This is a genomic window from Nocardioides exalbidus (assembly GCF_900105585.1).
Lineage (GTDB): Bacteria > Actinomycetota > Actinomycetes > Propionibacteriales > Nocardioidaceae > Nocardioides > Nocardioides exalbidus.
In genome coordinates this window covers 1769150-1793895 of sequence record NZ_FNRT01000002.1, presented here as the reverse complement: position 1 = coordinate 1793895, position 24746 = coordinate 1769150, and the positions used below count along the sequence as shown (strand labels likewise).

Below are 24746 nucleotides of genomic sequence, written 5' to 3'. Positions count from 1 at the left end.
GGGGGTTCTCCTTCTCGGGATCGAGCGTCCAAAGTAATGTAAGTCAGTACATAAACCTCACTATTGGACGACAGGAGTTCCCTGTCGCCCGTGCACGCGTTCTCGGATCGGGTGCCGTCAGGCGGACCGGAGCAGGGGCAGCAGCGAGTCGCCGACCCGGACGATCTCCTGCTCGTACGGCGTGTCGCTGAGCACGAAGTGGGTGACGCCGAGGTCGGCGTAGCGCAGCAGCGCCTTCGCCACGTCGTCCGGCGACCCGACCAGCCAGGTCGTGCCGGCGCCTCCTCCGCCGACCCGGCCGGGGGCGGTGTAGAGGCAGTCGTCGAGGACGTCGCCCTGCTCGGCGAGGTCGAGCAACCGCTGCTGGCCGACGGCGACGCGGCGACCGGGATCGGCCGCCCACTCGTCGCGCCCGGCCGCCATCGCGGCGACGCGCGCCTCGGCGTCGGACCATGCCTCGTCGGTCGTGTCGCGCACGAGCGTGGTGATCCGCAGGCCGAACTCGAGCGGCGGCAGGTCGCGGTCCAGCTCCGCGCTCAGCTGCCGCAGGTGGTCGATGCGGGCAGCGACGCCGTCGAGGGGCTCGCCCCAGAACAGCTGCACGTCCGCCTCGGCCGCCGCGGTGCGCTGCGCCGCCTCCGACGCGCCGCCGAAGTAGAGCTGCGGGTGCGGTCGTCCGGGCCGAGCGACCGGCTTGTGCTCGAGCGTCGCCGCCTCCGCCCCGTAGTGCTCGCCCGCGAAAGTGATGTCGTCCTCGGTCCAGTAGCGCCGGACGAGCCGCATGAACTCCCGGGTCCGGGCGTACCGCTGCGCCTGGTCGCCCTCGTCGTCGCCGTACTGCGGCTGGTGGTCCGGGCCGCTCACGATGTTGACCTTCACGCGCCCGCCGCTGAGCTGGTCGAGCGTGGCGGCGGACGAGGCGAAGTGCGCCGGCGTCCAGTAGCCCGGCCGGATCGCGATGAGCGGGTTGAACGTCGTCGTCCCCGCCGCCAGCGCCGTCGCCACGGTGAACGTGTCGGGCCGCTTCCACCCCGTGCCGATCAGGGCGCCACCCCAGCCGTGGGCCTCGGTGAGCCGGGCGAGGTCGGTCAGCCGGCCCAGGCTGTTGTGCCCCTCGACCGTGTCGTCGAGCCGGTGGCCCGGGGCCACCTGGTTGGGGATGTACCAGAGAGAAGTCCATCACTGCGCCTTTCTATATTTTGTCGACCTAGTTACTACACATAACACACCTGCCACGTCCCACCCGGCATTCAGGGACGGAGCGGACAGGAACTGACCTGATGGCGTCCTAGCCTCGAGGCATGGACATGAAGCTGGAGCTGGTGATGGTGCCCGTGACCGACGTCGACCGGGCCAAGGAGTTCTACGTGCGGGCGGGGTTCGTCGCCGACCACGACCAGACCGTGAGCGAGGAGGTCCGCTTCGTGCAGCTCACCCCACCGGGGTCCGCCTGCTCGATCGCGATCGGCCGAGGCCTGACCGGGATGGTGCCGGGCTCGCTCGACAACATGCAGATGGTCGTCGCGGACGCCGACGCCACCCACGCCGACCTGGTGGCCCGCGGCATCGAGGTGAGCGAGGTCGTCGACCTGGCGTGGGGACGGTTCGTGCACTTCGCCGACCCCGACGGCAACCGCTGGTCGCTCCAGCAGCTCCCGGCCTGGTCGACCGGCGCCGGCGGCGACGGCGAGCGCCCGGGCGCCTGACGCGCGCTCGCGGCGTCCCGGATCCGGGCCGCCGTCCTGACAACCTAGGCGCATGGACCGCCCCGACGTCACGACCCTGCGTCGCCGACTCGAGCCGGGACGGCTCCTGCTCGGGTCGCTGCTGGAGATCGGCATCAAGGCCTACGGAGCCGGCGCCGCCCTGAGCGTGGCGCTGAGCGACACCGACACGGTCGGCGGCAAGGCGGGCGACGCGGTCCGCGCCGTGCCCAACCTGTCGGAGAAGTACCACCGGGCGCAGTACCTGGTCGACCACCGGCAGGAGATCGAGTCCGCCGTCACCTACCTCAACGAGCACACGGTCTCCCAGGCCGAGCTCGAGGGCACGATCACCCGGAGCTCGGCGACGCTCGACTCGATCGAGACGACGTACTCGGAGGTCGACCAGGCCCGCGAGGTGCTGCAGATCGACGGGATCCGCGGCACGATCGACAACGCGCGGAAGGCGATCGGCCACATCGGCAACGCCTGGAGCGCGAAGCCCGACCTCGACTCGATCAACCAGCTCGCCGTGGTGGCCGACCAGGTCCGGCCCCTCCTCGACCAGGTCGACGTGCTGATCCCGGTCTACTACGGCAGCATGCTGGCCCTCACCGACAACTTCGCGAGCGACGAGATCGCGGGGACCCTGGTCGTGATGGCCCTGGCCTTCGGGATCGCCGCGGTGCTCGGCCGCGTCGTCGGGTTCTGGGTGCGACGGGGGCGACCGGGACTCCTCGCCGTGCTCCTGCAGGCGCTGGGCGCCCGCGTCTTCCGTCCCTGGTACGTCGCCAACCTGCCGTGGGCGATGAGCCCACCGCTCTACGACGCCGCGCGCGAGGGCATCCAGCGCCGGATCGTCGCCGACCCCGAGGCCGCGCTCGACGAGGAGTCCTTCCGCGAGCTCGAGCAGTACTTCGCCCGCCGGGCGGACCCCGGCTCCTGAGCCGGAGCGCCCACCCCGTCGGCGCCTACCCCATCTGGTGGCAGTCCGCGTGGCCCTTCCCACGTGCACCCGCGGCGCGGTTCCATGGAGCGCATGACTGCCAGCCCCTCGGTCGTCGGCGCCCTCGCGATGACGCTCGCCTCGCTGTCGTACGACTTCGCCGACGACGAGCTGGCCTACCTCGCGCTCACCGGCGACGCCTTCCGGCCCGTGCGCGACCGCATCGCGTGGCGGCTCCAGCAGGAGCTGGGTGAGGAGTACGTCGTCGCGCGCACGTGGCGGCGCTCCGACATCGCCGTGCTGACCGGGGCCACGCCGGTGCTCCAGGTCGAGGCGCGGGCCATGGCGGCCCTCGACCTCCTGGACACCGTCACGCGGGCGGACCACCTCGCCGCGCTCACCGCCGACGGCCTCCGGATGGCCGCCGTCGCACCGGAGAGCTCGGCGTACCTCCTCGCCCTCGTCACCCACGTCGACGGCCCGGTCCCCGGCCACCTCCACGACGTCGTGGAGCAGAGCGACCTGATCGCGTCGGCGACGCCAGGCGCCGAGCCGGTCGCGGCGACGGCGCGCAAGCTCTGGGAGGCCGAGGTCGGCCGACTGGCCTGGCCCTGCACCCGCTTCGCCATCGGCGCGGGCTCGAGGTGGGGCCTGGCCGTCGAGCTCGACGCCCACCTCGTGGGACCGCTGCCGCAGGTCGTCGGGGAGACCGGGCTCCAGGTGGCCGGGTAGCCGCGGGCGCACCTCGTGCCGATCCGGCTCGACGCGTCGCTCAGCGCCGGCGAGGGTTGTTCGTCCGCGCGGTGGCCGGTGCGGTGCGCGGGTCCTCGGGCCAGGAGTGCCTGGGGTAGCGCCCACGGAGGTCGGCGCGGACGCCCGGGTAGCCGTTGTCCCAGAAGGACTCCAGGTCGGCGGTGACGGCGGCCGGGCGCCGGGCGGGTGAGAGCAGGTGCAGGAGCAGCGGGACCCTGCCGTCGGCCAGGACCGGGACTGCCGTCCAGCCGAAGACCTCCTGCAGACGCACGGCGAGCACCGGCTGGTCCTGGGAGTAGTCGATGCGCACGCTCGACCCGCTGGGCACCTCGACGCGCTCCGGGGCCAGCTCGTCGAGCCTTCCTGCCGCCGGCCACGGCAGCATCCCTCGCAGGGCCGCGGCGACGTCGATGCGCCGCAGGTCCTGGGCCGAGCGGACCCGGGCGAGCTGCTGCCCGAGCCACGGGTCGAGGTCCTCCGTCAGCGCCGCGTCGCTCACGTCGGGCCACGGGTCGCCGAGCGCGCGGTGCAGGAAGTCGAGGCGCGCACGCAGTGCGGTGGCCGCGTCCGTCCAGGTGAGGAGGGCGATGCCCTCGCGGGCGACGGCCTCGCCGATCGCGTCGCTGACGGCCTGCGCGGGGGGATCGCCGAGCGGGACCGAGCCGAGCTCGATCGCGCCGAGCAGCGTCCGGCGACGGGCCAGCACCCGACCCCCGGTCCAGGTGACCTCGTCCACCTCGGTCCACGACGGTGCCGCTGCCTCCAGCGCGAGGTCCTCGGTGAGGGGCGCCGCCGCGCGGATCCGGGCCTCCCGTTGCCCGGGCCGTCGCTCGGCGTCGGCGACCGCGAGCCACTCCAGGCCGGCCAGCGGCCCCGGGTCGCGCGGGTCGAGTGCCGCCCCGGTCCCGGACGTCATCAGGTAGCTCGACGTGCCGGAGCGCTTGCGCGCGATCCGGTCCGGGTGCGCGAGGGCCACCACCAGGCCCACCGCCACGTCGTCGGTGAGTGCTGGGGGGTCGCCGGTCGTGCCCTGCGTGGCGACGACCTCCTCGAGCCGGGTGACCTGGTGGCGCCAGGATCCGGACGTCCGGTCGGCGCGCAGCGCCCGGAGCGCAGCGACCAGGTCGCCGCCGGGAGCGCGGACGCCCTCGCTCAGCATCGCGACCACCTCCGCGGCCCGCCCTGCCCCGACCAGACCCGCCCCGTCGATGAGGGCACGTGCCAGCCGGGGATCGGCCGGCACGCCGGCGATCAACCGGCCACGCGGCGTGGCCCTCCCGTCCTCGGTCATCGCCCCCAGGCCGACCAGCACCTCCCTGGCCGCCGCCAGGGCGTGCGCCGGTGGCTGGTCCAGCAGCGCCATCGACTCGACGTCGGCGCTGCCCCAGCACGCCACCTCCAGCGCGAAGGCCGTCAGGTCGGCGGTCGCGATCTCCGGGGTCGGGTGGGCGGCGAGGTGCGCGTGGTCCGCCTCGGACCAGCACCGCAGCACCGTGCCCGGTCCCAGTCGTCCGGCACGTCCGGCCCGCTGCTCGGCCGCGGCCCGGCTCACCGCGACGGTGACCAGGGAGGCCAGTCCGCGACGGTGGTCGGTGCGCGGCTCGCGCGAGAAGCCGGCGTCCACCACGACGCGCACGCCGGGCACCGTCAGCGACGACTCGGCGACCGCGGTCGAGACGATCACCCGCCGGCGCGGGCCCTCGCCCAGCGCCCGGTCCTGCTCGGCTCCGCGCAGGCGTCCGTGCAGGGCGTGCACGTCGGCGTCCACGCCGGCCAGGCGTCGTAGGGTCGCGTCGACCTCGGCGACACCGGGCACGAAGACCAGGACGTCGCCCCCGTGGCCCGCCAGCGCGCGGCGCACGGTCGCTGCGACGTGGTCGTGGAACGCGGGCGTGATGCCCCGGTCGTCCGTACGACGCACTCCCGCAGGAGGCGGGCACCAGACCACCTCGACCGGGTGCAGCGCGCCCGGGACGCTGATCACCGGGACGTCCCCGCCGAGCAGGGCCGCCGTGCGGTCGGCCTCGATGGTGGCCGACATCGCCACCAGCGACAGGTCCTCACGCAGGTGGGTCCGGAGGTCGACGAGCAGCGCCAGGGTCAGGTCCGCGTCGAGGTGCCGCTCGTGCACCTCGTCGAGCACCACGGCGCCGACGCCGGCGAGCTCGGGGTCCTGCTGGATCCGCCGGAGCAGCAGACCGGTCGTGACGACGTCGACGCGCGTGCGCCGACCGGCGCGCCGGTCCCCGCGCACGGAGTACCCGACCGTCTCGCCGACGGGTTCACCGAGCAGGTGCGCCAGCCGGCGGGCGGCCGCCCGGGCCGCGATGCGGCTGGGCTGCGTGACGACGACCCGCCCGTCCACGACCCCGGCGACCGCGGGCGGGACCAGGGTCGTCTTGCCGGTGCCGGGCGGCGCGTGGACCACCGCGGCCCCGCGGGTGCGGAGCGCCTCGACGAGAGGCGCGAGGCCTGCAGTGACCGGGAGGTCGGGCGGCGCGGCGAGCAGGAGGCGCAGCGGGTCGGACACGCGTGCAGTGTGCCCGACCTGTCGGCGAGGGCTCAGACCAGCGCGGGGCCGGTCTTCTCCCGCACCTCGTCCTCGGTCACGCCAGGAGCGAGCTCGACGAGCTTGAGCTGCCGCTCGCCCAGGGTCCCGGACGGCGCGACCTCACCGGTGGCGGGGTCGATCACGTCGATGACCGCGAGGTCGGTGATGATCCGCTGAACCACGCGCTTGCCGGTGTAGGGCAGGTCGCACTCGTCGAGGATCTTCAGCGACCCGTCCTTGGCGGTGTGCTCCATCAGCACGATCACCCGCTTCGCGCCGTGGACCAGGTCCATCGCGCCACCCATGCCCTTGACCATCTTCCCGGGGATCATCCAGTTCGCGATGTCACCGTTGACCGACACCTGCATGGCGCCGAGGATCGCCGCGTCGATCTTGCCGCCGCGGATCATCCCGAACGACTGCGCGGAGTCGAAGAACGACGCGCCCTTGCGCAGGGTCACCGTCTCCTTGCCCGCGTTGATCAGGTCGGGGTCCTCCTCGCCCTCGAAGGGGTACGCCCCCACGCCGAGGATGCCGTTCTCCGACTGCAGCACCAGCTCCACGTCGTCGCCGACGTAGTTCGGCACCAGCGTCGGCAGCCCGATCCCGAGGTTCACGTAGGAGCCGTCGACCAGCTCCGAGGCCGCGCGCGCGGCCATCTCCTCACGCGTCCAGCTCATCTCAGCCTCCCAGTCCGTGCGTCGCCGCGTCGTCGACCAGCGCGTCCTCGGCCGAAGGCCGCGGTCGCGTGGTGACCTTCTCGATCCGCTTGTCCGCGGCCTGCTCGGGCGTCAGCTGCACCACCCGCTGCACGTAGACCCCCGGCGTGTGGACGTCGTTGGGGTCGAGCTCGCCGGGCTCGACGAGCTCCTCGACCTCCACGATGGTGATCCGCCCGCACATCGCCGCGAGCGGGTTGAAGTTGCGCGCGGAGTCGCGGAAGACGAGGTTGCCGTGGCGGTCGCCCTTCCAGGCCCGCACCAGCCCGAAGTCGGCCACGATGGCCTCCTCGAGGACGTACTCCCGGTCCCCTTCCTTCGTGGAGAAGACCTTGGTCTCCTTCGGCGGCGAGGCCACGACCACGTTGCCGGCGTCGTCGTACTTCCACGGCAGGCCACCCTCGGCGACCTGCGTGCCCACCCCGGTCGCGGTGTAGAACCCGGGGATCCCCGAACCGCCTGCGCGCATCCGCTCCGCGAGCGTGCCCTGCGGCGTCAGCTCGACCTCGAGCTCGCCGGAGAGGTACTGCCGGGCGAACTCCTTGTTCTCCCCGACGTAGGAGGAGATCATCCGCCGGATCCGCTTCGCGAACAGCAGCCGGCCCAGGCCCCACTCGTCCACACCGCAGTTGTTGGAGACCGCCTCGAGGTCGGACGTGCCCGCGTCGAGGATTGCGTCGATGAGGACCGACGGGATGCCGCACAGACCGAAGCCGCCGACCGCGAGGGTCGCACCGTCCGGGATGTCGGCCACGGCGTCGGCCGCCGAGGTGACCACTTTGTCCATGTCCCGCACCCTAGCGGGGGTGTGAGCGCCGCCACGGTGGGGGCGAGCCCGTCGTCCGGCCCCTCCGGGGCGTGCCGCGGCCGGACCCGGGGGGACCTGACTGGTCCTCCCGGGCACGGCCGGCACTCAGTGCCTCGGTCGGTGCCTCACAGCTTCGCCAGGCGCTCCTTCACCTGCGCCAGGAGGGCGGCGCGGAGGTCGCCCTCGACCTTCGTGCGGACCAGCTTGCGGATCGCCTTCAGCTGCTTCTTCGCCGCCCGCCGGTCGCCCGTGTTCTCGGCCCTGCGGGCGCCCTTGTCGAGCTGCATCAGCTTGTTCGCGAGCTTCGGGCGGAGGTCACCGCCGGCTGCCGAGGCCGCCAGCACCTTCTTCAGCGATGCACGGGTCGCCTGCACCGTGAACACCACCGTCCGGGAGCTGGTGTTCCCGGCGACGTCCGTCCCGGTGACGGTCAGGACGTGGCGGCCCGTGGACAGGGTCCACATCTGCCACTCGCCCGCCTCGACGACCTCGCCGTCGAGCCTCGCCCGCACCCCGCGGATCCCCGACGTCGCGTCGGAGCCCGACCACGACACGGTGGCCGACCGGTGGCTCGGGTAGGTCCGCGCCCGCAGCCCCTCGACCGCGACCTCCGGACCAGCCGTGTCGAGCGACATCTCCCTCGACTGCACCGACTCGACGTTGCCGGCCCGATCGACCGACCTCACCTCGAGCACCTGACGGCCCTGCGCGGTGATCGCGAAGGGAGCGACGTACGTCGTCCACGGGCCGCTGCCGACCCGGTACTCCGTGCGTGCCACGCCGGAGCCCTCGTCGGACGCGGACAGGGTGACCGTCGGTGCCGTGGTGAACCAGCCGGCGCTGCCGTCGGGCGAGCCCGGAGCCGTCGCCACCCTGGTCGTCGGTGCCGAGGTGTCGGCCGGCGGGCCGTCGACCGAGACCGTCAGCGACTGCTCGTCCTCGACGTTGCCGGCCTTGTCGGTCGAGCGGTAGCGGACCACGTGCTCGCCGGCACCGGTCACGACGACCGGGCCCGCGTAGTCGGCCCAGGCGCCACCGTCGACGCGCACCTCGGTGCCGGCCACGCCGGACGTGGCATCCGTCGCCTCCAGCACCACGCGGACGCCGTCGGCGACGGCCTCCTGGGTCGCGCCCGTCGCCGGGGTGACGGTGTCGGCCTTCACCTCGGCCGAGCCCGCGGTCTCGACGTTGCCCGCGACGTCGGTGGAGCGGAACTCCACCGTGTGCTCGCCGTCGGCCACCTCGACCGCACCGGCGTACGCCGTCCACGCGCCGCCGTCGAGGCGGTACTCGGTCGACTCGATGCCCGAGCCGTCGCCGTCGTCTGCCGCCAGGGTGAAGGTCGGCGTGCTGACGAACCAGCCCGCGTCACCGTCCGGTGCGGCCGGCGACCAGGTGAGGGTCGTCGTGGGCGCGGTCGTGTCGGGAGCCTCGACGACCACCTCGAGCGACTTTGTGACCTCGACGTTGCCGGCCACGTCGGTCGAGCGGTACCCGACCGTCCAGGTGCCGGGCTCGTCGATCACGAACGGAGCCTCGTAGTCGGTCCAGTCGCCGTCACCGACGCGGTACTCCGTCGACGCGACGCCCGATCCGCCTGCGTCGTCGGTGGCGGTGAGCGTGACCCGCACGCCGTCCGCCAGGACCTCCTGGCTCGCGGTGGTGGTCGGCGCCGTGGTGTCGACCGGCGGCTCCTCCCCCGTGTCGAGACGGAACCAGTCGAACTCGACCGTCACCGGCTCCTCCTGCTCCGGACCGATGGCCATCAGGCCGAGCGAGTTGAGCGGACCGTCGTAGGTGATGCCGTCGCCGATCGGCGTCCACGTGACGCCGCCGTCGCTGACCTCGGCGGTGTAGGCCGTTCCGGTCCTGGTCACCCGGACGTACCAGTAGCCGCTCTCGGTGCTGTCGGCGATGTTGATCGCGTCACCCCCTGCCACGCCGTTGCCACCCTTCTCGGCCGCGATCTCCGCACGGAGGTCGACCGCCGAGCCGGGAGCGTTGTAGGCCACGACGTCGGCCTTGGCGTAGTTGTCGTCGTCGCCGTACATCAGCAGGCCGGCCAGCTGGTAGCGGTGCTTCAGCGGCGCCTTGAAGCGGGTGGTCGCCACCCAGTCACCCTCGGGCGCGTCCTGCAGAACGAAGTTGCGCGGCGACAACGGGTTGGCCCCGTTGATGTCGCCGGGCTCCGTGCTGATCTTCAGGTGCCCGTCCACCACGGAGGCGGTGCGAGAGTTGTAGCGCACCGACTCCGCCCAGCGGCAGCCGTCGAGGCTCGTGCCGGCGAACTCGTCGTCGGCCTCCACCGCGCCGGCCGTGCCGTCCGGCGTCACCCGGAACCAGTCGACCTGGGCGACCCGCGGCGTGGCGCCGAGGTCACCGCCGGCCATGATCCCGATCCTCGTGCCGGCGCCGGTCTTGAGCGCCGTCGATCCGGCGACGTTGGTCCACGCCTCCCCGTTGGTGGAGTACGCCGCGGTCAGCGTGCCGCCGGTGTTGGTGAGGCGCAGGTGGATCGTCGACGGGAAGTCGACCGGCACGCGGGGGGCACCCGGCGTCGAGCGCGTCCCGTTGGTCTCCGACTGGAACTCCACCAGCCGGCCACCGTCCTGGTGCCGGACGAAGGCGAGCTTGTTGTACTCGTTGTCGTTGCGGTGCACGACCAGGCCGGCCCACTGCCAGTGCGAGCTGTGGTCGAGCGTGATCTTCGTGGTCGCGACCCAGTTGCCGGCCGGCAGCGCCTGCCCGGCGAAGCTCACCGGACCGGTGTTGGCCTCGTTGATGTCCGCACCGGTGACCGGCACCCGCAGGCTGCCGCCCGCCTGGGTGATCGGCTGGCCGGGCGCGTTGCGCAGCGCCCACTTCGGGAGCAGCGCCGGCGAGTCGAACTCGTCGGTCAGCGGCCCGCCCACGCAGCTGAGCGGCTCGCTCGGCGTCTCCGGCTCCGGCTCGGCCGGGTCGGAGTCGATGGCGAACTGGGCGAAGTCCCCGGTCCGCGCCGTTGTCTCGTGCGACATCACGAACATGCCGACGTCCTGGCTGGCGCCGATGCCGGCCAGGGTCACCGCCGCACCGACCTGGCTCCACGTGGTGCCGTTGTTGGACCAGTACGCCGACACCTCGGCACCGCGGCGGCTCAGCTTCAGCCACTTCGGCAGGCTCGTGCTGCCACCGGCGACCGACGCGTTGAGCTGGCCGTTGCCGTCGGGGTCGGTGAGGAACTCCATCCCGCCGCTCGGCCGCCACGCGACCATCGCGTAGCCGGGCGAGGTGCCGGGCTGCGTCATGTCGTTGCGGATGACGAGGCCGGCCTTGCCGGACTGGTGGGTGAGGTTGCTGGCGTCGACCCGCACCACGGCGTCGTACGAGTCGTCGCCGCCGGCGGGCTCGTAGAGGGCGGTGTACTGGTCGGTGCCCTGCCACGTGTCGGCACCCGCGCCGGTGAGCCGGAAGGAGCCGGCGCCGAGGCGCTCGAACTGGCCGCCCACGTTGCTGAAGGGCAGCAGGTCGCCGAAGAGCTCGCCGACCTGGGCGACCACGATGCGCGAGGTCTTCGACTCGCCCGCGGCGTTCGTCGCGACCGCGGTCAGGTGGTAGAGCCCCTCCTCCTCGGGCGTCGTCCACTCGGCGGTGTACGGCGCCGTGGTGTCGGTGCCGATCGAGTCGCCGTCGACGAAGAACTCGACCTCCGCGATCGAGCCGCCGTCCTGGCTGGCGTCCGCGGTGACCGTGACCTCCGAGCCCGGGTCGAGCTTCACGCCCTGCTGGGGAGCGGTGACCGCGACCTCCGGGAGCGCGTCCTCCGACGAGCCCTGGCCGATCGCCTCGAAGAAGTTGAACCGGATGTCGCTGCCGCCGGTGAAGACGAAGAAGAGGTTCATCGCCTCGTCACCGAGGTCGCTCACGTCCACCGAGACGTCGGTGAAGTTCGCGCCCGTCGCAGGCACCGGCACGGTCTTCACCAGGTCGCCGGTGGCCGAGCCCCTGCGGAGCTCGATCGCGCCACCGCCGGCCGTCGACTGCACCCGCAGGGCCAGCCGCTTGATCTGGTGGAAGTTGACCGGCGAGAAGTTGATCCAGGCACCGTCCTTGCCGACGACGACCTGCTTGCCGCCCTCGGCGTCGGTCGACGGGGCGAGCGTGGCCGAGGACGACTTGCGGGAGAAGAACTCCGCCTGCCGCAGCTTCGGGAACACCAGCGTGGTGTCCGACCCGGTGAGCGGGTTGGCGCCCCCCGCGCCGCCACCGTCGGTGTAGCGCGCGTCGATGGCGAAGAAGATGTTCTCGTCCGGCGCGTGCCCACCGAGGCTGGTCGGCGTGGTGCCGGTCAGCCCGGTGTACGGCGTCGTGGGGTGCGCGTGCTCGTCGTGGCCGAGGGCCGGCTGGATGATCACGTCGGCCGGGTCGACCGTGCCGTCCTCGGCGTCGGTGACCTCGACGTCCCAGTCGAGGTCGTCGCCGAAGTCGAAGAACGAGCCGTCCGGCGGCAGGTTGAAGTCGACGCTCGGGCGGGTGTTGCCGACCGTGATCGGGACCGTCGTCGTGCCGTCCTTGCCGGCCGGGTCGGTCACCGTGAGCCGCGGGTTGAAGACGCCCTTCGTGGAGAAGGTGTGGCTGGCGGTGGCGCCGGTCTCGTCGACCGTGCCGTCACCGTCGAAGTCCCACTCGTAGGTGAGGTCCTCTCCCTCCGGGTCGGACGAGCCGGAGCCGTCGAACGCCACGGTCAGCGGCGCGGGTCCGGAGTCGACGTCCACGGTGATCTTCGCGATCGGCGAGCGCGAGCCGGAGATGTAGTCGACGCGGAACAGCCCCGAGTTGGGGTTGTCGCGGCCGTAGCCGCCGCCCCAGTCCAGGACGTAGAGCGAGCCGTCGGGTCCGAACTTGGAGTCGATCGGCGCGAGGAACTGCTGGTTGGGCAGGAAGGGGTTGACCTTCTCCACCTCGGTGCCGGGCTCGCCGGTCGCCGGGTCCTTGAGCTGGATCGAGTACATCTTGTTGCGCGCCCACTCGTAGAAGAAGGGCTTGCCGTCGTAGGACTCGGGGAACTTGGTGTCGGACTCGAGGTCGGCGTCGTAGCGGTAGAACGGGCCGCCCATCGGGGCCAGGCCGCCGCCCTGCGGGATCACGCTGGGCACCGACGAGCGCTGGTAGCCGTACCACATGTCCGCGGCGCGAGCCGGCGGGAGCTCGGTGAGGCCGGTGTTGCGCACGGAGTCGTTGACCGGGTTGTCGCAGTCGAAGTAGCCGCCGACCGTGACCGGGTTGGTGCGGTAGTCGACGTCACGGAACGGCTCGTTGTCGCCCATGCACATCGGCCAGCCGTAGTTGCCCGCGGTCTTGATGAGGTTCCACTCCGCGATGCCGGCGGGGCCGCGCGTCGCGGGAGCGTCGTTGTTGTTGTCCGGCGAGTAGTCGGCCATGCTCAGCCAGCCGGTCTCCTGGTCGACGCTGAAGCGGAACGGGTTGCGGAAGCCCATCGCGTAGATCTCGGGAAGCGTCTTGTCGTCGGCGTCGTCCGCCTCGTCGAAGAGGTTGCCGTCGGGGATCGTGTAGCCGGTGCCGTCGGCCTTCGGCGTGATCCGGAGGATCTTGCCGCGCAGGTCGTTGGTGTTGGCCGAGGTCTCGCGGGCGTCGTGGAACGTGCCGGGCCGCTCCGAGATCGGGGCGTAGCCGCCGGACGGCTCGGAGTGCGGGTTCACGTCGTCGCCGACGCCGATGTAGAGGCTGCCGTCCGGACCGAAGTCGAGCGCGCCGCCGGTGTGGCCGGGCTCGTCGGGCAGGCGACGGGCCGGGATCCGGATGATCTCCTTCTCGCTGGCCGGGTCGAAGGCGCCGTTGACCATCGTGAAGCGCGAGACCGTGCTCCAGAAGTTGGCCGGGTCGCTCTCGTTGGCGCTGGCCGGTGCGCGGTAGACGAACACGTGCCCGTTGTCGAGGAAGTCCGGGTCGAGCGCGATGCCGAGCATCCCGTCCTCACCGCCGGAGTAGACCGGCACCTCGAGGACCGTGCTGACGTCCTGGGTCTCCGGGTCGTACTCGCGGATCTGGCCGCGGACGAGCTCGGTGTAGAAGACGCGGCCGTCGTCGGCGATGTCGATCGCGTAGGGCGCGGAGGTGTTCTGGTCGAGCGGGACGCGCTCGAAGTTGCTCCAGACGGTGCCGCCGCAGTCGCCCTCCTCGAGCCCGGCGACGTACTTCACGCCTCCGACGATCTGGGCCATGAACTCGGGCTCGTCGTAGTGCGAGGGGAAGTGACCCAGCGCGGTGGCCCAGAAGCGGCCGCCCTCGTAGGGCTTGCACCAGCTGATCGGGTGGTCGTAGCCCTGCGTGCCGCCGGAGTAGGTCGTCTCGTCCATCGTCTGGAGGACGTGGGCGGTGCCGCGGACGTTGTTCGAGAAGTTGTACCACTCGTCGTTGCGGGTCCAGCGGGTCACGGAGTCGGTGCCGTCGAAGTGCTTCGTCGAGGGGTGGCTGACGTCCTCGTTGCGGACGACGCCGGACGGACCGGGGTCGGTGCCGGTGGGTGCGTGGCCCGGCATCAGCGAGCCGACCATGTTGTCCCACCACGGGTAGTTGCCCCGCATGTCGAGGGCGTTGTGCACGGCCGCGATGCCGTTGCCCGCCTCCATCCAGCGCTCCATCGCCGCCTTCTCCGAGGCGTTCCACGGATCACCGTTGGCCTGGAACACCAGGATCGCGTCGAACGGCTCGAGGCCCTCGTCGGTGAAGACCGCCTCGGAGCCACCCGGCGTCTCCTTGTGCACGACGGTCACCGTCATGCCGGCCGCCTCGAGCGCCGCCTTCACCTTGGGCGTGGCCTGGGCGATGGCCGCGTCGTGCCAGTCACCCGCGGCGTCCTCGGTGAAGATCAGGACGTGGCCGTGGCCCGGGTGGGCGCTGGCCGGTGCTGCGGCGACGACGCCGAGCAGCAGCCCTCCGAGGAGGGCGAGCACGGTGAGCAGTGCGGTGGGCTTGAGCGGGGATGACAGGCGGGACATCGCGGCCTCCGGGTCGATGGGGTGCCCGCGGACGACGTGTGACGCACGTCACCGATGAGCGTGCTCGGACGCTGGCAGGCTTTTGCGTGTCCGTCAAGCAAAAGTCGTCGTATGCAAAGGAATAAGGTGCTTAAGTCGCATGAGAAGCCGTGGATCGCCGCGTGACCACGCTCGCTAGGCTCGGCTCGTGCCTCCCCCTCGCGACCGGTCCGGCGACTGGGGACAGGTGCGCCTCCACGTCGTCACCGGCAAGGGCGGCACCGGGAAGTCGACGGTGGCCGCGGCGCTCGCACTGGCCCTCGCCTCGTCGGGGCGCAACGTGCTGCTCTGCGAGGTCGAGGGCCGCCAGGGCATCGCCCGGATGTTCGACGTCGACCCGCTGCCCTACGAGGAGCGCCGCATCGCCAAGGGCGCACCCGACGCCGGCGGCCGCGCCGGCCAGGTGCACGCGCTGCACATCGACCCGGAGTCGGCGCTGCTGGAGTACCTCGCGATGTACTACAAGCTCGGTCGCGCCGGGAAGGCCCTCGACCGCTTCGGCGTCATCGACTTCGCCACGACCATCGCTCCCGGTGTCCGCGACGTGCTCCTCACGGGCAAGGTCTACGAGGCCGTTCAGCGCCCGCGCGCCGGGCGGCGCAAGGAGCAGATCACCTACGACGCGGTGGTGCTGGACGCACCCCCGACCGGACGGATCTCGCAGTTCCTCGGCGTGAACTCCGAGCTGGCCGGGCTGGCCAGGGTCGGTCCGATCAAGAACCAGGCCGACAACATCATGGAGCTGCTGCGCTCGCCCCGCACTGCCGTCCACCTCGTGACGATCCTCGAGGAGATGCCGGTCCAGGAGACCTCCGACGGCATCGCCGAGCTGAGGTCGGCCGGCCTCCCCGTCGGCGGGGTCGTGGTCAACCTGGTCCGGCCGCGCGACCTGGGTGACGCCGCCCTCGCGCAGGTGCGCGACGAGCAGGTCGACCAGGCGGCCGTCGCCTCGGACCTCACGCGCGCCAAGGTCGACGTCGACGCCGGCCTGGTGGAGTCGCTGCTCCAGGAGGGCCGTGACCACGCCGTGCGCCGCCTGCTCGAGGACCAGCAGCGCGCGCTGGTCGCCGAGGAGGGCGTGCCCACCTACGAGCTGCCGCGCATCGCGGGCGGCATCGACCGGGGCGCGCTCGTCGAGCTCGCCCAGCTGCTCCGGAAGCAGGGCCTGGCATGAGACTCACCCCCGTCCTCGACGTCGACGCGCTGGTCGACGACCCCGGCACGGGCATCATCGTGTGCTGCGGCTCGGGCGGCGTCGGCAAGACCACCACGTCGGCGGCGCTCGCGCTGCGCGCGGCCGAGCGCGGGCGCAAGGTCGTGGTGCTCACCATCGACCCGGCCCGGCGGCTGGCCCAGGCGATGGGCATCGAGCAGCTCGACAACACGCCGCGGCCGGTGGCCGGCGTACGCCCCCGGCGCGGCCGGTCGGGCGGCTCGCTCGACGCGATGATGCTCGACATGAAGCGCACCTTCGACGAGGTGGTCGAGGGCCAGGCCAGCCCGGAGAAGGCGAAGCAGATCCTGGAGAACCCGTTCTACGTCGCGCTGTCGACCTCGTTCTCCGGCACGCAGGAGTACATGGCGATGGAGAAGCTCGGCCAGCTCCACCGTCAGGCGCAGGCCGAGGGCACCTACGACCTGATCGTCGTCGACACGCCGCCCTCGCGCTCGGCGCTGGACTTCCTCGACGCGCCGGAGCGGCTCTCGGGCTTCCTCGACGGCCGGCTGATCCGGCTGCTGCTCGTGCCCGCCAAGGGCCCGGCCCGGCTGATGACCGCCGGGTTCTCGGTGATCACCGGTGCGCTCACCAAGATCCTCGGCGGGCAGATGCTGCGCGACGTGCAGACCTTCGTCGCGGCGCTCGACACCCTGTTCGGCAGCTTCCGCCAGCGCGCGGACAAGACGTTCGCACTGCTGCAGACCGACCAGACGGCGTTCGTCGTCGTCGCGGCACCGGAGCCCGACGCGCTGCGAGAGGCGGCGTACTTCGTGGACCGGCTGACCGACGACGCCATGCCCCTGGCGGGACTGGTGGTCAACCGGGCGAGCCCGTCGGCCCGCACCGAGTTGTCAGCGGAGGCCGCGATCGCGGCGGCCGACACGCTCGAGGCGTCCGACTCCTCGTCGCTGACGGCCGGCCTGCTCCGGCTCCACGCGGACCGGGTCCGCATCATCGAGCGCGAGCAGCACCTGCGTGAGCGGTTCGCCGCGTCGCACCCGCAGGTGCCGACGGCGGTCGTGCCGGCCATGGCGGGCGACGTGCACGACCTCGACGGCCTGCGCGCGATCGGCGACAGCCTGGCCCAGCAGGCCTGATCGGGTCTGTGCCTCCACGCGGGATCTCGACGCGACCGTCGCGCCTTCGTTCCTCAGCCGCGGGTCTTGCTCGATCTGGCCGCGCCCACGCGGCGAGCGAGTTCCTCGCTCGCCGCTGCGCGTCTCAGACCGAGACCTCGACCTTGGTGCGGGCGGTCTCCAGGATGGAGCGCCACGACGAGCCCGGGCGGCGACGGAGCAGCGCACGGCGCTCACGCTCGGTCATCCCGCCCCAGACGCCCCACTCGATCTGGTTGTCCAGCGCCTCGGCGAGGCACTCGGTGCGCACGGGGCAACCCGCGCACACGGCCTTCGCCTTGTTCTGCTCAGCGCCACGAACGAACAGCGCGTCCGGCGTCTCGCCCTTGCATGCTGCCCTTGATGCCCAGTCCTCGACCCACATAGTCAGATCCCCACGGTGTGTGCGAGCCGGTCGGCCGCCCCCATAGCGGCTGTCCTTGCTCGATACGGAAAGTAAAACCGTTCCGTAGCAGCGTCGGCAGGGCCAGGTGGCTCAATTCGAGTAGTCCGATGTGACTATTCGTCTGCGCAGGTGGAATTCCGGGTGCTATGCGGTTCCCACGTACCCTAGGGCCCATGTCTTCCCCCTCGCCGCGTCCTCCGAAGGGCTCGGGCCGACGCCTGGGCGCCGGCCGTGTCGCCTCGCACGTCGCCGTCATGGCGGCGGTCGCGGTGGTCATGGGCGTCCTCACCGCGTGCCTCGCCATCCCGTTCGCGGGCCTGGCCGGCGTGGCCGCCAAGGACGTCAGCCAGGGGATGGTCAACCTCCCGGAGTCGCTGGAGGCCAAGGACCTGTCGCAGAAGACCACGATCTACGACGTCAACGGCAACCCGATCGCCTCGCTCTACGACCAGAACCGGATCAACGTCCCGCTCACGTCGATCTCGCGGCCGATGGTGAAGGCGATCGTCGCGATCGAGGACTACCGCTTCTACGACCACGGCGCCCTCGACCTCAAGGGCACGCTCCGCGCCTTCATCACCAACCAGGCCAACGGCGGCGCCGTCCAGGGCGGGTCGTCGATCACCCAGCAGATGGTGAAGCAGACGCTGCTCTACCAGGCCGAGACGCCCGAGGAGAAGGCGGCGGCCACCGAGGAGACCTACGCGCGCAAGATCCGCGAGCTCCGCTACGCCATCGCCTTCGAGAAGAACCACACCAAGGACTGGATCCTCGAGCGCTACCTCAACATCGCCTACTTCGGCGACGGCGCCTTCGGCGTCCAGTCCGCCGCGCGCCACTTCTTCTCCAAGAACGCCAAGGACCTCAACCTCCTCGAGTCGGCCACCCTGGCGGGCCTGGTGAAGAACCCGGTCGGCTACGACCCGCTCGACAACCCCGAGCGGGCCGAGAGCCGCCGCAACGTCGTGCTCGACCGCCTCGCGCAGCTCAACGTGATGACCGAGAAGAAGGCCGAGCGGCTGAAGAAGAGGCCGATCGGCAAGACGCTCGACGTCGAGGTCGCCCCCAACGGCTGCCAGCAGTCGCGGGCGCCCTTCTTCTGCGACTACGTCGTCAACTGGCTGATGAAGGACCCGGTCCTCGGCGACACGCCCAAGGAGCGCGAGCGCACGCTGAAGAACGGCGGCCTCCAGATCCACACCACGGTCGACCTCGACATGCAGAAGGCCGCCGACGACTCGGTCTCGTCCCACGTCTTCCCCACCGACCAGGCCATCGGCGGCCTGGCGATGGTCGAGCCCGGCACCGGCGACGTCCGCGCGCTCGCGCAGTCGCGCCCGATGGGCAAGGACAAGGCCGCGGGCCAGACCTACCTCAACTACGTCGTGCCGAAGGCCTACGGCGACGCCAACGGCTTCCAGGCCGGGTCGACGTTCAAGGCGTTCGTGCTCGCCTCCGCCATCAACCAGGGCATCCCGCTCAGCACGAGCATCAACGCACCGCAGACCATGCACTTCGACGACTCCGACTTCGAGACCTGCGACGGGCCCTACGCCGGCGACGGCAAGGGCTGGGACCCGCAGAACTCCACCGGCTACGGCACCTACAACCTCTACTCCGGCACGCAGAACTCGGTGAACACCTTCTTCGCCCAGCTCGAGACCCGCACCGGCATGTGCGAGCCCCTCGAGCTGGCCAAGGCGATGGGCGTCGACGTGCCGCCCGCGCAGCAGGTGCCGTCCTGGATCCTCGGCGTCTCGGACGTCGACCCGCTGACGATGGCCCAGGCCTACGCCACCTTCGCGGCGCGCGGCCTGCACTGCGACCCGCGGCCGGTCACCCAGGTGCTCGACTCCTCCGGCAACACCCTCAAGGACTTCCCCTCGACCTGCGAGCAGGTCATGCCGGGCGCGACCGCCGATGCCGTCAACGACATCCTGCGCGGGGTCATGGAGGGCGGCTTCGGCTCGGCGCTCCAGATCGACAAGCCGTCGGCCGGCAAGACCGGCACGACCAACGACGGCCGGTCCGTCTGGTTCGTCGGCTACACGCCGAAGCTCGCCGCCGCCGCGATGATCGCCGGCGCCAACGGGGAGGGCCAGTGGCTCGAGCTGGAGGGCCAGACCATCGGCGGCCAGTACATCTACTCGGCCTCCGGCTCCGGCTTCGCCGGACCGGTCTGGGGTGACGCGATGGCCGCCATCTCGGCCAAGCTCCCCTACGAGAACTTCCAGTCACCGGCCGGCGACGAGATCGCCGGCGTGCTGACGACCGTCCCCGACGTGACCGGCCTGTCGCCCGAGGACGCCACCGCCCAGATCCAGGCGGCCGGCTTCACGGCGGCCGACGGCGGCCAGGTGAACTCGACGACCGAGGCCGGCCTGGTCGCCTCCACGTCGCCCGAGGTCGGCACCCAGCTCAGCAGCGGTGACACCGTCACCTACTACACCTCGACCGGCTACGTCCCGCCCAGCAAGGGCGGGAAGGGCAAGGGCAAGGGCCGCGGGGGCAAGGGTCGGGGCTAGCCCAGCTGCTTGCGCACCTCGGCGGCGACCACGCCGCCGTCGGCGCGACCCCTGACCTGGGGCGTCACGACGCCCATCACCTTGCCCATCGCGCGCATGCCCTCGTCGGCCGCACCGGTCTGGGCGATGGCGGCGGTGACCAGCTCGCTGATCTCGACCTCGGTGAGCGGGGTCGGGAGGTACTCCGCGATGACCTCGCCCTCGGCGGCCTCCTTGGCGGCCATCTCGGCCCGGCCACCCTCGGTGAACGCGGTCGCGGCCTCGCGGCGGCGCTTGGCCTCGGAGGTCAGCACGCCGAGGACGTCGTCGTCGGAGAGCTCGCGGGCCTCCTTGCCGGCGACCTCGGCGTTGGTGATGGCGGTCAGCACCATTCGCAGCGTCGAGGAGCGCAGCTCGTCACGCGCCTTCATGGCGGTGGTGAGGTCGGCGCGGAGACGGTCCTTCAGGGCACTCATGGGTCCATTGTGGCAGCCTTGGCGAATGGCTTTCCTCCCGCTGCTGCGCCGCGCCGCCACGCTCGGCGCAGTCGCCGGAGCCAGCCTGGCGTCGTACGCCGCCTGGGAGGCGCGGCAGTACACCCTCCGTCACGTGACGGTCCCGCTGCTGGCTCCGGGGGTCGCGCCGATGAAGGTGCTCCACCTCAGCGACATCCACATGACCCCCGACCAGCGGGCGAAGCAGGAGTGGCTGCGCGCGCTGGCCTCGCTCGAGCCCGACCTGGTCGTCAACACCGGCGACAACCTCGCGCACATGGGCTCGGTCCCCGTGGTCGCCGACTCCCTCGGCGGCCTGCTCGACGTGCCGGGCGTCTACGTCCTCGGCTCCAACGACTACTACTCCCCCGGCCTGCGCAACCCGTTCGCCTACCTGCTGCCCGACACCGGCAAGCGCAAGACCAACGTCCCCCAGCTGCCGTGGCCCGAGCTCAAGCAGCGGTTCGACGACGCGGGCTGGCAGGACCTCACCAACGGCTTCGGGTCGCTCGAGGTCGGGGGCACCCGGATCGCGTTCGCCGGCGTCGACGACCCGCACCTGCAGTACGACGACCTCGCCCGTGTCGCCGGCCCGGCCGACCCGCAGGCCGACGTCAGGCTCGCGGTCACCCACGCGCCGTACCTGAGGGTCCTCGACCAGTTCGCCGCCGACGGCTACGACGCGATCATCGCCGGCCACACCCACGGCGGGCAGGTCTGCCTGCCCACCCTCGACGGGCGGGGCCGCTCGCTGACCACCAACTGCGACCTCGAGCCCGCCCGCGCGAAGGGACTGCACCGCCACCCCGCCGACTCGGTGCCGGGCGACGACGGCTCCACCTGGTTGCACGTGTCCGCAGGCCTCGGCACCAACCCCTACGTCCGGCTCCGGGTGGCCTGCCGCCCCGAGGCGACCCTCATGACCCTCGTCCCCCACGACTGAAGGACCGCCCGTGCCACGTGTCCGCGTCACCAACTTCGCCATCTCCCTCGACGGCTTCGGCACCGGCGAGCCGCAGTCGCTCGAGAGCCCCTTCGGCCACGCCGGGATGAAGCTGCACCAGTGGCGCTTCGACAGCTGGCGCGACGACGCGCCCGACGGTCTCGACAAGCTCTACGGCGCCCAGTACGACGTCGGCTTCGGTGCCGAGATCATGGGCGCCCACAAGTTCGGCCCGCCCGGCTGGCAGGACGACCCCGACTGGCGCGGCTGGTGGGGCGAGGACCCGCCGTTCCACACCCCGACCTACGTCCTCACCCACACGGCGAGGCCGTCGATGGAGATGGAGGGCGGCACGACGTTCCACTTCGTCGACGCCAGCCCCGTCGACGCGCTCGCCCTCGCGCGGGAGGCGGCGGGCGACCTCGACGTCCGCATCGGCGGCGGCGCGACCACCGTCCGCGCCTTCGTGGCCGAGGACCTCGTCGACCACCTCCACGTCCCCGTCGTCCCGATCGTCCTCGGCCGCGGCGTGCGGCTCTGGGACGGCCTCGAGGGCCTCGAGGAGCGCTTCCACATCGAGTCCGTCGTCGCACCGAGCGGCGTCGTCCACCTCAGCCTGAGCCGCCGCCCACGCGGCTGAGGTCCAGCCGCCGGGTCGATTTCGGGAGGCCCTGACCGCTCCGGTATGCTCGCCCGCGTTGCCCGGATCGATCTCGAGTTCCGATCTCGACCCCGGGCGGCGGGCTGTGGCGCAGCTTGGTAGCGCGCCTCGTTCGGGACGAGGAGGCCGCAGGTTCAAATCCTGTCAGCCCGACAGATGAGTGACGGACCCACGCAGTGCGTGGGTCCGTCGCTCATTTCCTGCCTGCCCCTGACCCGGCCTCAGCGGCCGGGCGTGAGGTCGAGCTGGGCGATCACGGTGACCGGGCGGTCGTCGGCCGGCGAGATGACCTCCCACGTGTCGCCCACACGGGTCCCGCACAGCTCGGGAACGGCCCGGGCGCCCCGGCCCAGGCAGGCGAGGGTCAGCACGTCGTCGGACGCGAACACCTGCGTCCGCGCCAGGGTCGCGCCGCCGAGCCCGACGTCGAGCGCGGTGACGGTCGCGAGTCCACGGCCCGTGGCCGAGCCGGTGAGGTCGACGGCACCGGGGAGGACGTACCGGACGTAGAGCGTCCGGGTGGGGTCGATCGCGCGCGCGGGGGCTCCCGGAGCCACGTCGACGTCGAGGCGGACGCCGTCGGAGCCGACGACCACGTCATCGACCGCCAGGGCCGCGTCCTCGAGCCCGGGGCTCCTCGGCACCCTGAGGGCGACCTGTCGCACGGGCTCGGTCGTCGAGATCCAGTGCGTGACCTGCAGGCTGCCGTCCGCGAGCACGTCGGTCTCGACGTGCTCGTTGTCGGGCGCCAGGGCCACGGGCGGGGCGAGCTCGCTCGTCGGGGCGGGAGGGCGCGCGGCGCTCTCGACCGCCACCGCCGACCCGCCCTCCTGCCCGTCGGGCCACAGAAGCGCCGTCGCCGCGGAGCCGACGAGCAGGGCGCCCAGGACGGCGCCGACCACGGCCGTACGACGCCTCGGCCCGGGTCGGACGGGGGTCGCGACCTCGGGCACCGGCGCGGCGTCACCCGCCACAGGCCGCGCGGGTGCGGGCGCGACGGTGACGGCCACGTCCGGCGCATTGCGCCTGAGGGCGGACGAGGTCAGCCGGCTCCGCGGGCGGGGCGCGTCGGGATCGCGGGTCGGGGCCGGGCCGCCCGTGCCCCAGATCGGCTCGAGCGGGCCGAAGCCGTCGGGAAGGGGCTTCCCGCCCCGGTGCGGCAGGTCGTCGTCCGCCATCACGGCTTCTTCCGCGCGGGCTCGCCCACGGCGGTCGCCGTGACCACCGCGAGGCGCTGGTAGCCGCCCTTCGCGGGGACGAAGGGACCGGCGCACGTCACCATGACGAGCCGGTGCGGACCGGTGGCCGAGTAGACCCAGGGGTGGTCCAGCAGCGGGCCCTTGTCGAGCAGCCGCAGCGAGCTCACGACGTAGTCCTGGCTCAGGTGCGCCGACTGCAGCTCGATGCGCTGGCCGGCCCGGACCGAGAGCAGCTCGGCATAGGGGCCGAGGCCCTGGGTCGTGGAGTCGACGTGCGCGGAGACCAGCGTCGAGCCGAACGGGTCGCCGAGTCGCGATCCGCCTCGCCACCACCCGGCGGTGGTGATGTCCCCGGGCACCTCGAGCATCCCGTCGTCGTCCGTGGACACCGCGACGATCGGCACGTCGACGCCGCTGGGCAGCACCGCTCGGGTCGGCGGTTCCGGGGCCACCGAGCCGGTACGACGTCCGATGGCGGCGGGAGCCGCCGACGACGCCGCGCTGGCCGGCGCGGCCCCGGGTGCCACGGTGGCGGAGACGTCGGACGCCACCGCGCGGTCCTCGGGTGCCATCGGCCGGAGCGCGAGCACCGCGCCGAGGACCGTTGCCACGGCGAGGAACCCGACCGCCACCCTCCGACCGGTCGGACGCCTCGACGCGTGCCGCGGCACGTGCGTGCTCACCGCGAGGAGTCCACCGTGATCCGCCGGCGCGTGCGGCCGGCAGCGACGAACGCCATCCCGAGGAGGGTCACCATCGCTGCGCCGCCGAGCGGTCGCCACGCCACACCGGCGTCGGCTGCCGGAGCAGCCGCCTCGGTGGACGAGAACGGCGTGACGTGGATCCCGGCGGCCAGGCCGGCGCTGCCGGCCTCGATCGAGGCCGGCGGCATCGTGCCGTTGGAGGTGAGCGGGATCGAGTGGGTGATGGCCTGCATCGACCCGGACCCGGTGTTGCCGACGGCGTAGACCATGGTCGCGGTCGCCGGCGAGAGGCTGACGTCGAGGGGGCCCAGGATCGGCCGCGAGGTGAGGCCCGACGGCAGCAGCTCGGCGACGTGGTCACCCTGCGCGACGTCGGCCGTGGCGAACTCGCCGTTGGCGATGTTGGTGAACACCACCGTGCCGTCGAGTCGTACGTCGGCCGGTGCGACCGACGCCGTGTGGGCGATGAGCACCCGCGCCTTGTCGACGCCGATCGGCGTGGTCGGCGTCGTGTAGAGGGTGGCGAGGGGCGCACCGTCCACCTGCGCGGGCAGGTGGACGACGAGGTCCTGCGCGGCACCCGAGGTGAGGTCGACCGACGTCCGGACCACGACCTCGCCCGAGGCGTCGCTGAAGGTCACGTCGTGCTGTCCGGCATCGACGTCGAGGGGGCCGACGATCGCGCCGGTGGCGGAGTCGGTGGAGATCGGACGCCCGTCGAGGTCCACGTCCAGCGTCTGGCCGGGGACGGCCTGGACGACCGTGAGTCGGGTCGTGTCCTGCTGCTCGGCGTGCGCAGCGGAGACGACGGAGGTGGCGCCCGTGATCGCCAGTGATCCCACGAGTGAGATCCACGTCAGTGTCTTCATGAGTGCTCCTGCATGTCGGGCGCGTCCCGTCGCGCGGGTTCGGTTCGCGGGTCGTTCGCCCCGTCGAACGGCCCGGATTGGCACGTCACCGCGACGGCCCGATTTGTTGCCGGTG

18 protein-coding genes and 1 tRNA gene are annotated in these 24746 nt (G+C 72.2%); 9 read left to right on the top strand and 10 right to left on the bottom strand.

What is annotated here, in order from left to right; all coding sequences use genetic code 11:
* Positions 1–117 precede the first annotated feature (117 nt).
* Entirely contained in the window at positions 118–1149 is a 1032-nt protein-coding gene (locus BLV76_RS08870; protein WP_245734605.1) for an LLM class flavin-dependent oxidoreductase, read from the bottom strand.
* A gap of 152 nt (positions 1150–1301) precedes the next feature.
* Here BLV76_RS08870 and BLV76_RS08865 point away from each other — a divergent pair, with 152 nt between their 5' ends.
* From BLV76_RS08865 to BLV76_RS08855, 3 genes are all read left to right on the top strand, one after another.
* A complete protein-coding gene (locus BLV76_RS08865) occupies positions 1302–1706 on the top strand; it encodes a VOC family protein (protein WP_090968798.1) in 405 nt (134 codons plus the stop codon).
* Positions 1707–1758: 52 nt separating this feature from the next.
* Positions 1759–2649 carry a hypothetical protein gene (locus BLV76_RS08860; protein ID WP_090968797.1) on the top strand — a complete coding sequence of 297 codons (891 nt, stop codon included), beginning with the start codon at positions 1759–1761 and terminating at the stop codon, positions 2647–2649.
* 93 nt (positions 2650–2742) lie between these two features.
* Entirely contained in the window at positions 2743–3381 is a 639-nt protein-coding gene (locus tag BLV76_RS08855) for a hypothetical protein (RefSeq protein WP_139306530.1), read from the top strand.
* Between the two features lie 40 nt (positions 3382–3421).
* Here BLV76_RS08855 and hrpB read toward each other — a convergent pair whose 3' ends face one another.
* From hrpB to BLV76_RS08835, 4 genes are all read right to left on the bottom strand, one after another.
* Positions 3422–5932, bottom strand: coding sequence for an ATP-dependent helicase HrpB (hrpB, locus tag BLV76_RS08850; protein ID WP_245734604.1), 2511 nt, complete (start codon positions 5930–5932; stop codon positions 3422–3424).
* Between the two features lie 32 nt (positions 5933–5964).
* Positions 5965–6633 (bottom strand): 3-oxoacid CoA-transferase subunit B, encoded by a 669-nt coding sequence (locus tag BLV76_RS08845; RefSeq protein WP_090968795.1) that lies wholly within the window; start codon positions 6631–6633, stop codon positions 5965–5967.
* 1 nt (position 6634) lies between these two features.
* The gene (locus BLV76_RS08840) at positions 6635–7459 is read right to left on the bottom strand and encodes a CoA transferase subunit A (protein WP_090968794.1); all 825 of its coding nucleotides are present in this window, start codon (positions 7457–7459) and stop codon (positions 6635–6637) included.
* Between the two features lie 146 nt (positions 7460–7605).
* Positions 7606–14478, bottom strand: a complete 6873-nt coding sequence (locus tag BLV76_RS08835) for an OmpL47-type beta-barrel domain-containing protein (protein WP_090968793.1) — start codon at positions 14476–14478, stop codon at positions 7606–7608.
* Positions 14479–14665: 187 nt separating this feature from the next.
* Here BLV76_RS08835 and bagA point away from each other — a divergent pair, with 187 nt between their 5' ends.
* A complete protein-coding gene (gene bagA / locus BLV76_RS08830) occupies positions 14666–15691 on the top strand; it encodes an ATPase BagA (protein WP_175539614.1) in 1026 nt (341 codons plus the stop codon).
* Positions 15688–16833: an ArsA family ATPase gene (gene bagB, locus BLV76_RS08825; protein WP_090968791.1), complete on the top strand. Its 1146-nt coding sequence runs from the start codon at positions 15688–15690 to the stop codon at positions 16831–16833. Before bagA ends, bagB begins: the two co-directional genes overlap by 4 nt.
* Positions 16834–16957: 124 nt before the next feature.
* Here bagB and BLV76_RS08820 read toward each other — a convergent pair whose 3' ends face one another.
* Complete coding sequence (locus BLV76_RS08820) at positions 16958–17236, bottom strand: WhiB family transcriptional regulator (protein WP_090968790.1); 279 nt, start codon at positions 17234–17236, stop codon at positions 16958–16960.
* 194 nt (positions 17237–17430) lie between these two features.
* On the opposite strand from BLV76_RS08820, the gene BLV76_RS08815 reads away from it, so the two are divergent.
* Positions 17431–19782 (top strand): penicillin-binding protein, encoded by a 2352-nt coding sequence (locus BLV76_RS08815; protein WP_175539613.1) that lies wholly within the window; start codon positions 17431–17433, stop codon positions 19780–19782.
* On the opposite strand, the gene BLV76_RS08810 is transcribed toward BLV76_RS08815, so the two are convergent.
* Entirely contained in the window at positions 19779–20237 is a 459-nt protein-coding gene (locus BLV76_RS08810) for a GatB/YqeY domain-containing protein (RefSeq protein ID WP_090968788.1), read from the bottom strand. The genes BLV76_RS08815 and BLV76_RS08810 overlap by 4 nt on opposite strands.
* 25 nt (positions 20238–20262) lie before the next feature.
* Here BLV76_RS08810 and BLV76_RS08805 point away from each other — a divergent pair, with 25 nt between their 5' ends.
* The 3 genes from BLV76_RS08805 (at position 20263) to BLV76_RS08795 (ending at position 22012) form a co-directional block, all read left to right on the top strand.
* Entirely contained in the window at positions 20263–21198 is a 936-nt protein-coding gene (locus tag BLV76_RS08805) for a metallophosphoesterase (protein WP_090968787.1), read from the top strand.
* A gap of 10 nt (positions 21199–21208) precedes the next feature.
* The gene (locus tag BLV76_RS08800) at positions 21209–21838 is read left to right on the top strand and encodes a dihydrofolate reductase family protein (RefSeq protein WP_090968786.1); all 630 of its coding nucleotides are present in this window, start codon (positions 21209–21211) and stop codon (positions 21836–21838) included.
* Positions 21839–21938: 100 nt separating this feature from the next.
* A tRNA-Pro gene (locus BLV76_RS08795) sits at positions 21939–22012 on the top strand.
* Between the two features lie 68 nt (positions 22013–22080).
* Here BLV76_RS08795 and BLV76_RS08790 read toward each other — a convergent pair.
* Genes BLV76_RS08790 through BLV76_RS08780 form a run of 3 tightly spaced genes read right to left on the bottom strand, consistent with a single transcriptional unit; the run spans position 22081 to position 24631 of the window.
* A complete protein-coding gene (locus BLV76_RS08790) occupies positions 22081–23037 on the bottom strand; it encodes a hypothetical protein (RefSeq protein ID WP_090968785.1) in 957 nt (318 codons plus the stop codon).
* A complete protein-coding gene (locus tag BLV76_RS08785; protein WP_090968784.1) occupies positions 23037–23741 on the bottom strand; it encodes a class F sortase in 705 nt (234 codons plus the stop codon). Before BLV76_RS08785 ends, BLV76_RS08790 begins: the two co-directional genes overlap by 1 nt.
* Positions 23738–24631: a DUF4397 domain-containing protein gene (locus tag BLV76_RS08780; protein WP_090968783.1), complete on the bottom strand. Its 894-nt coding sequence runs from the start codon at positions 24629–24631 to the stop codon at positions 23738–23740. Before BLV76_RS08780 ends, BLV76_RS08785 begins: the two co-directional genes overlap by 4 nt.
* Positions 24632–24746: the final 115 nt, after the last annotated feature.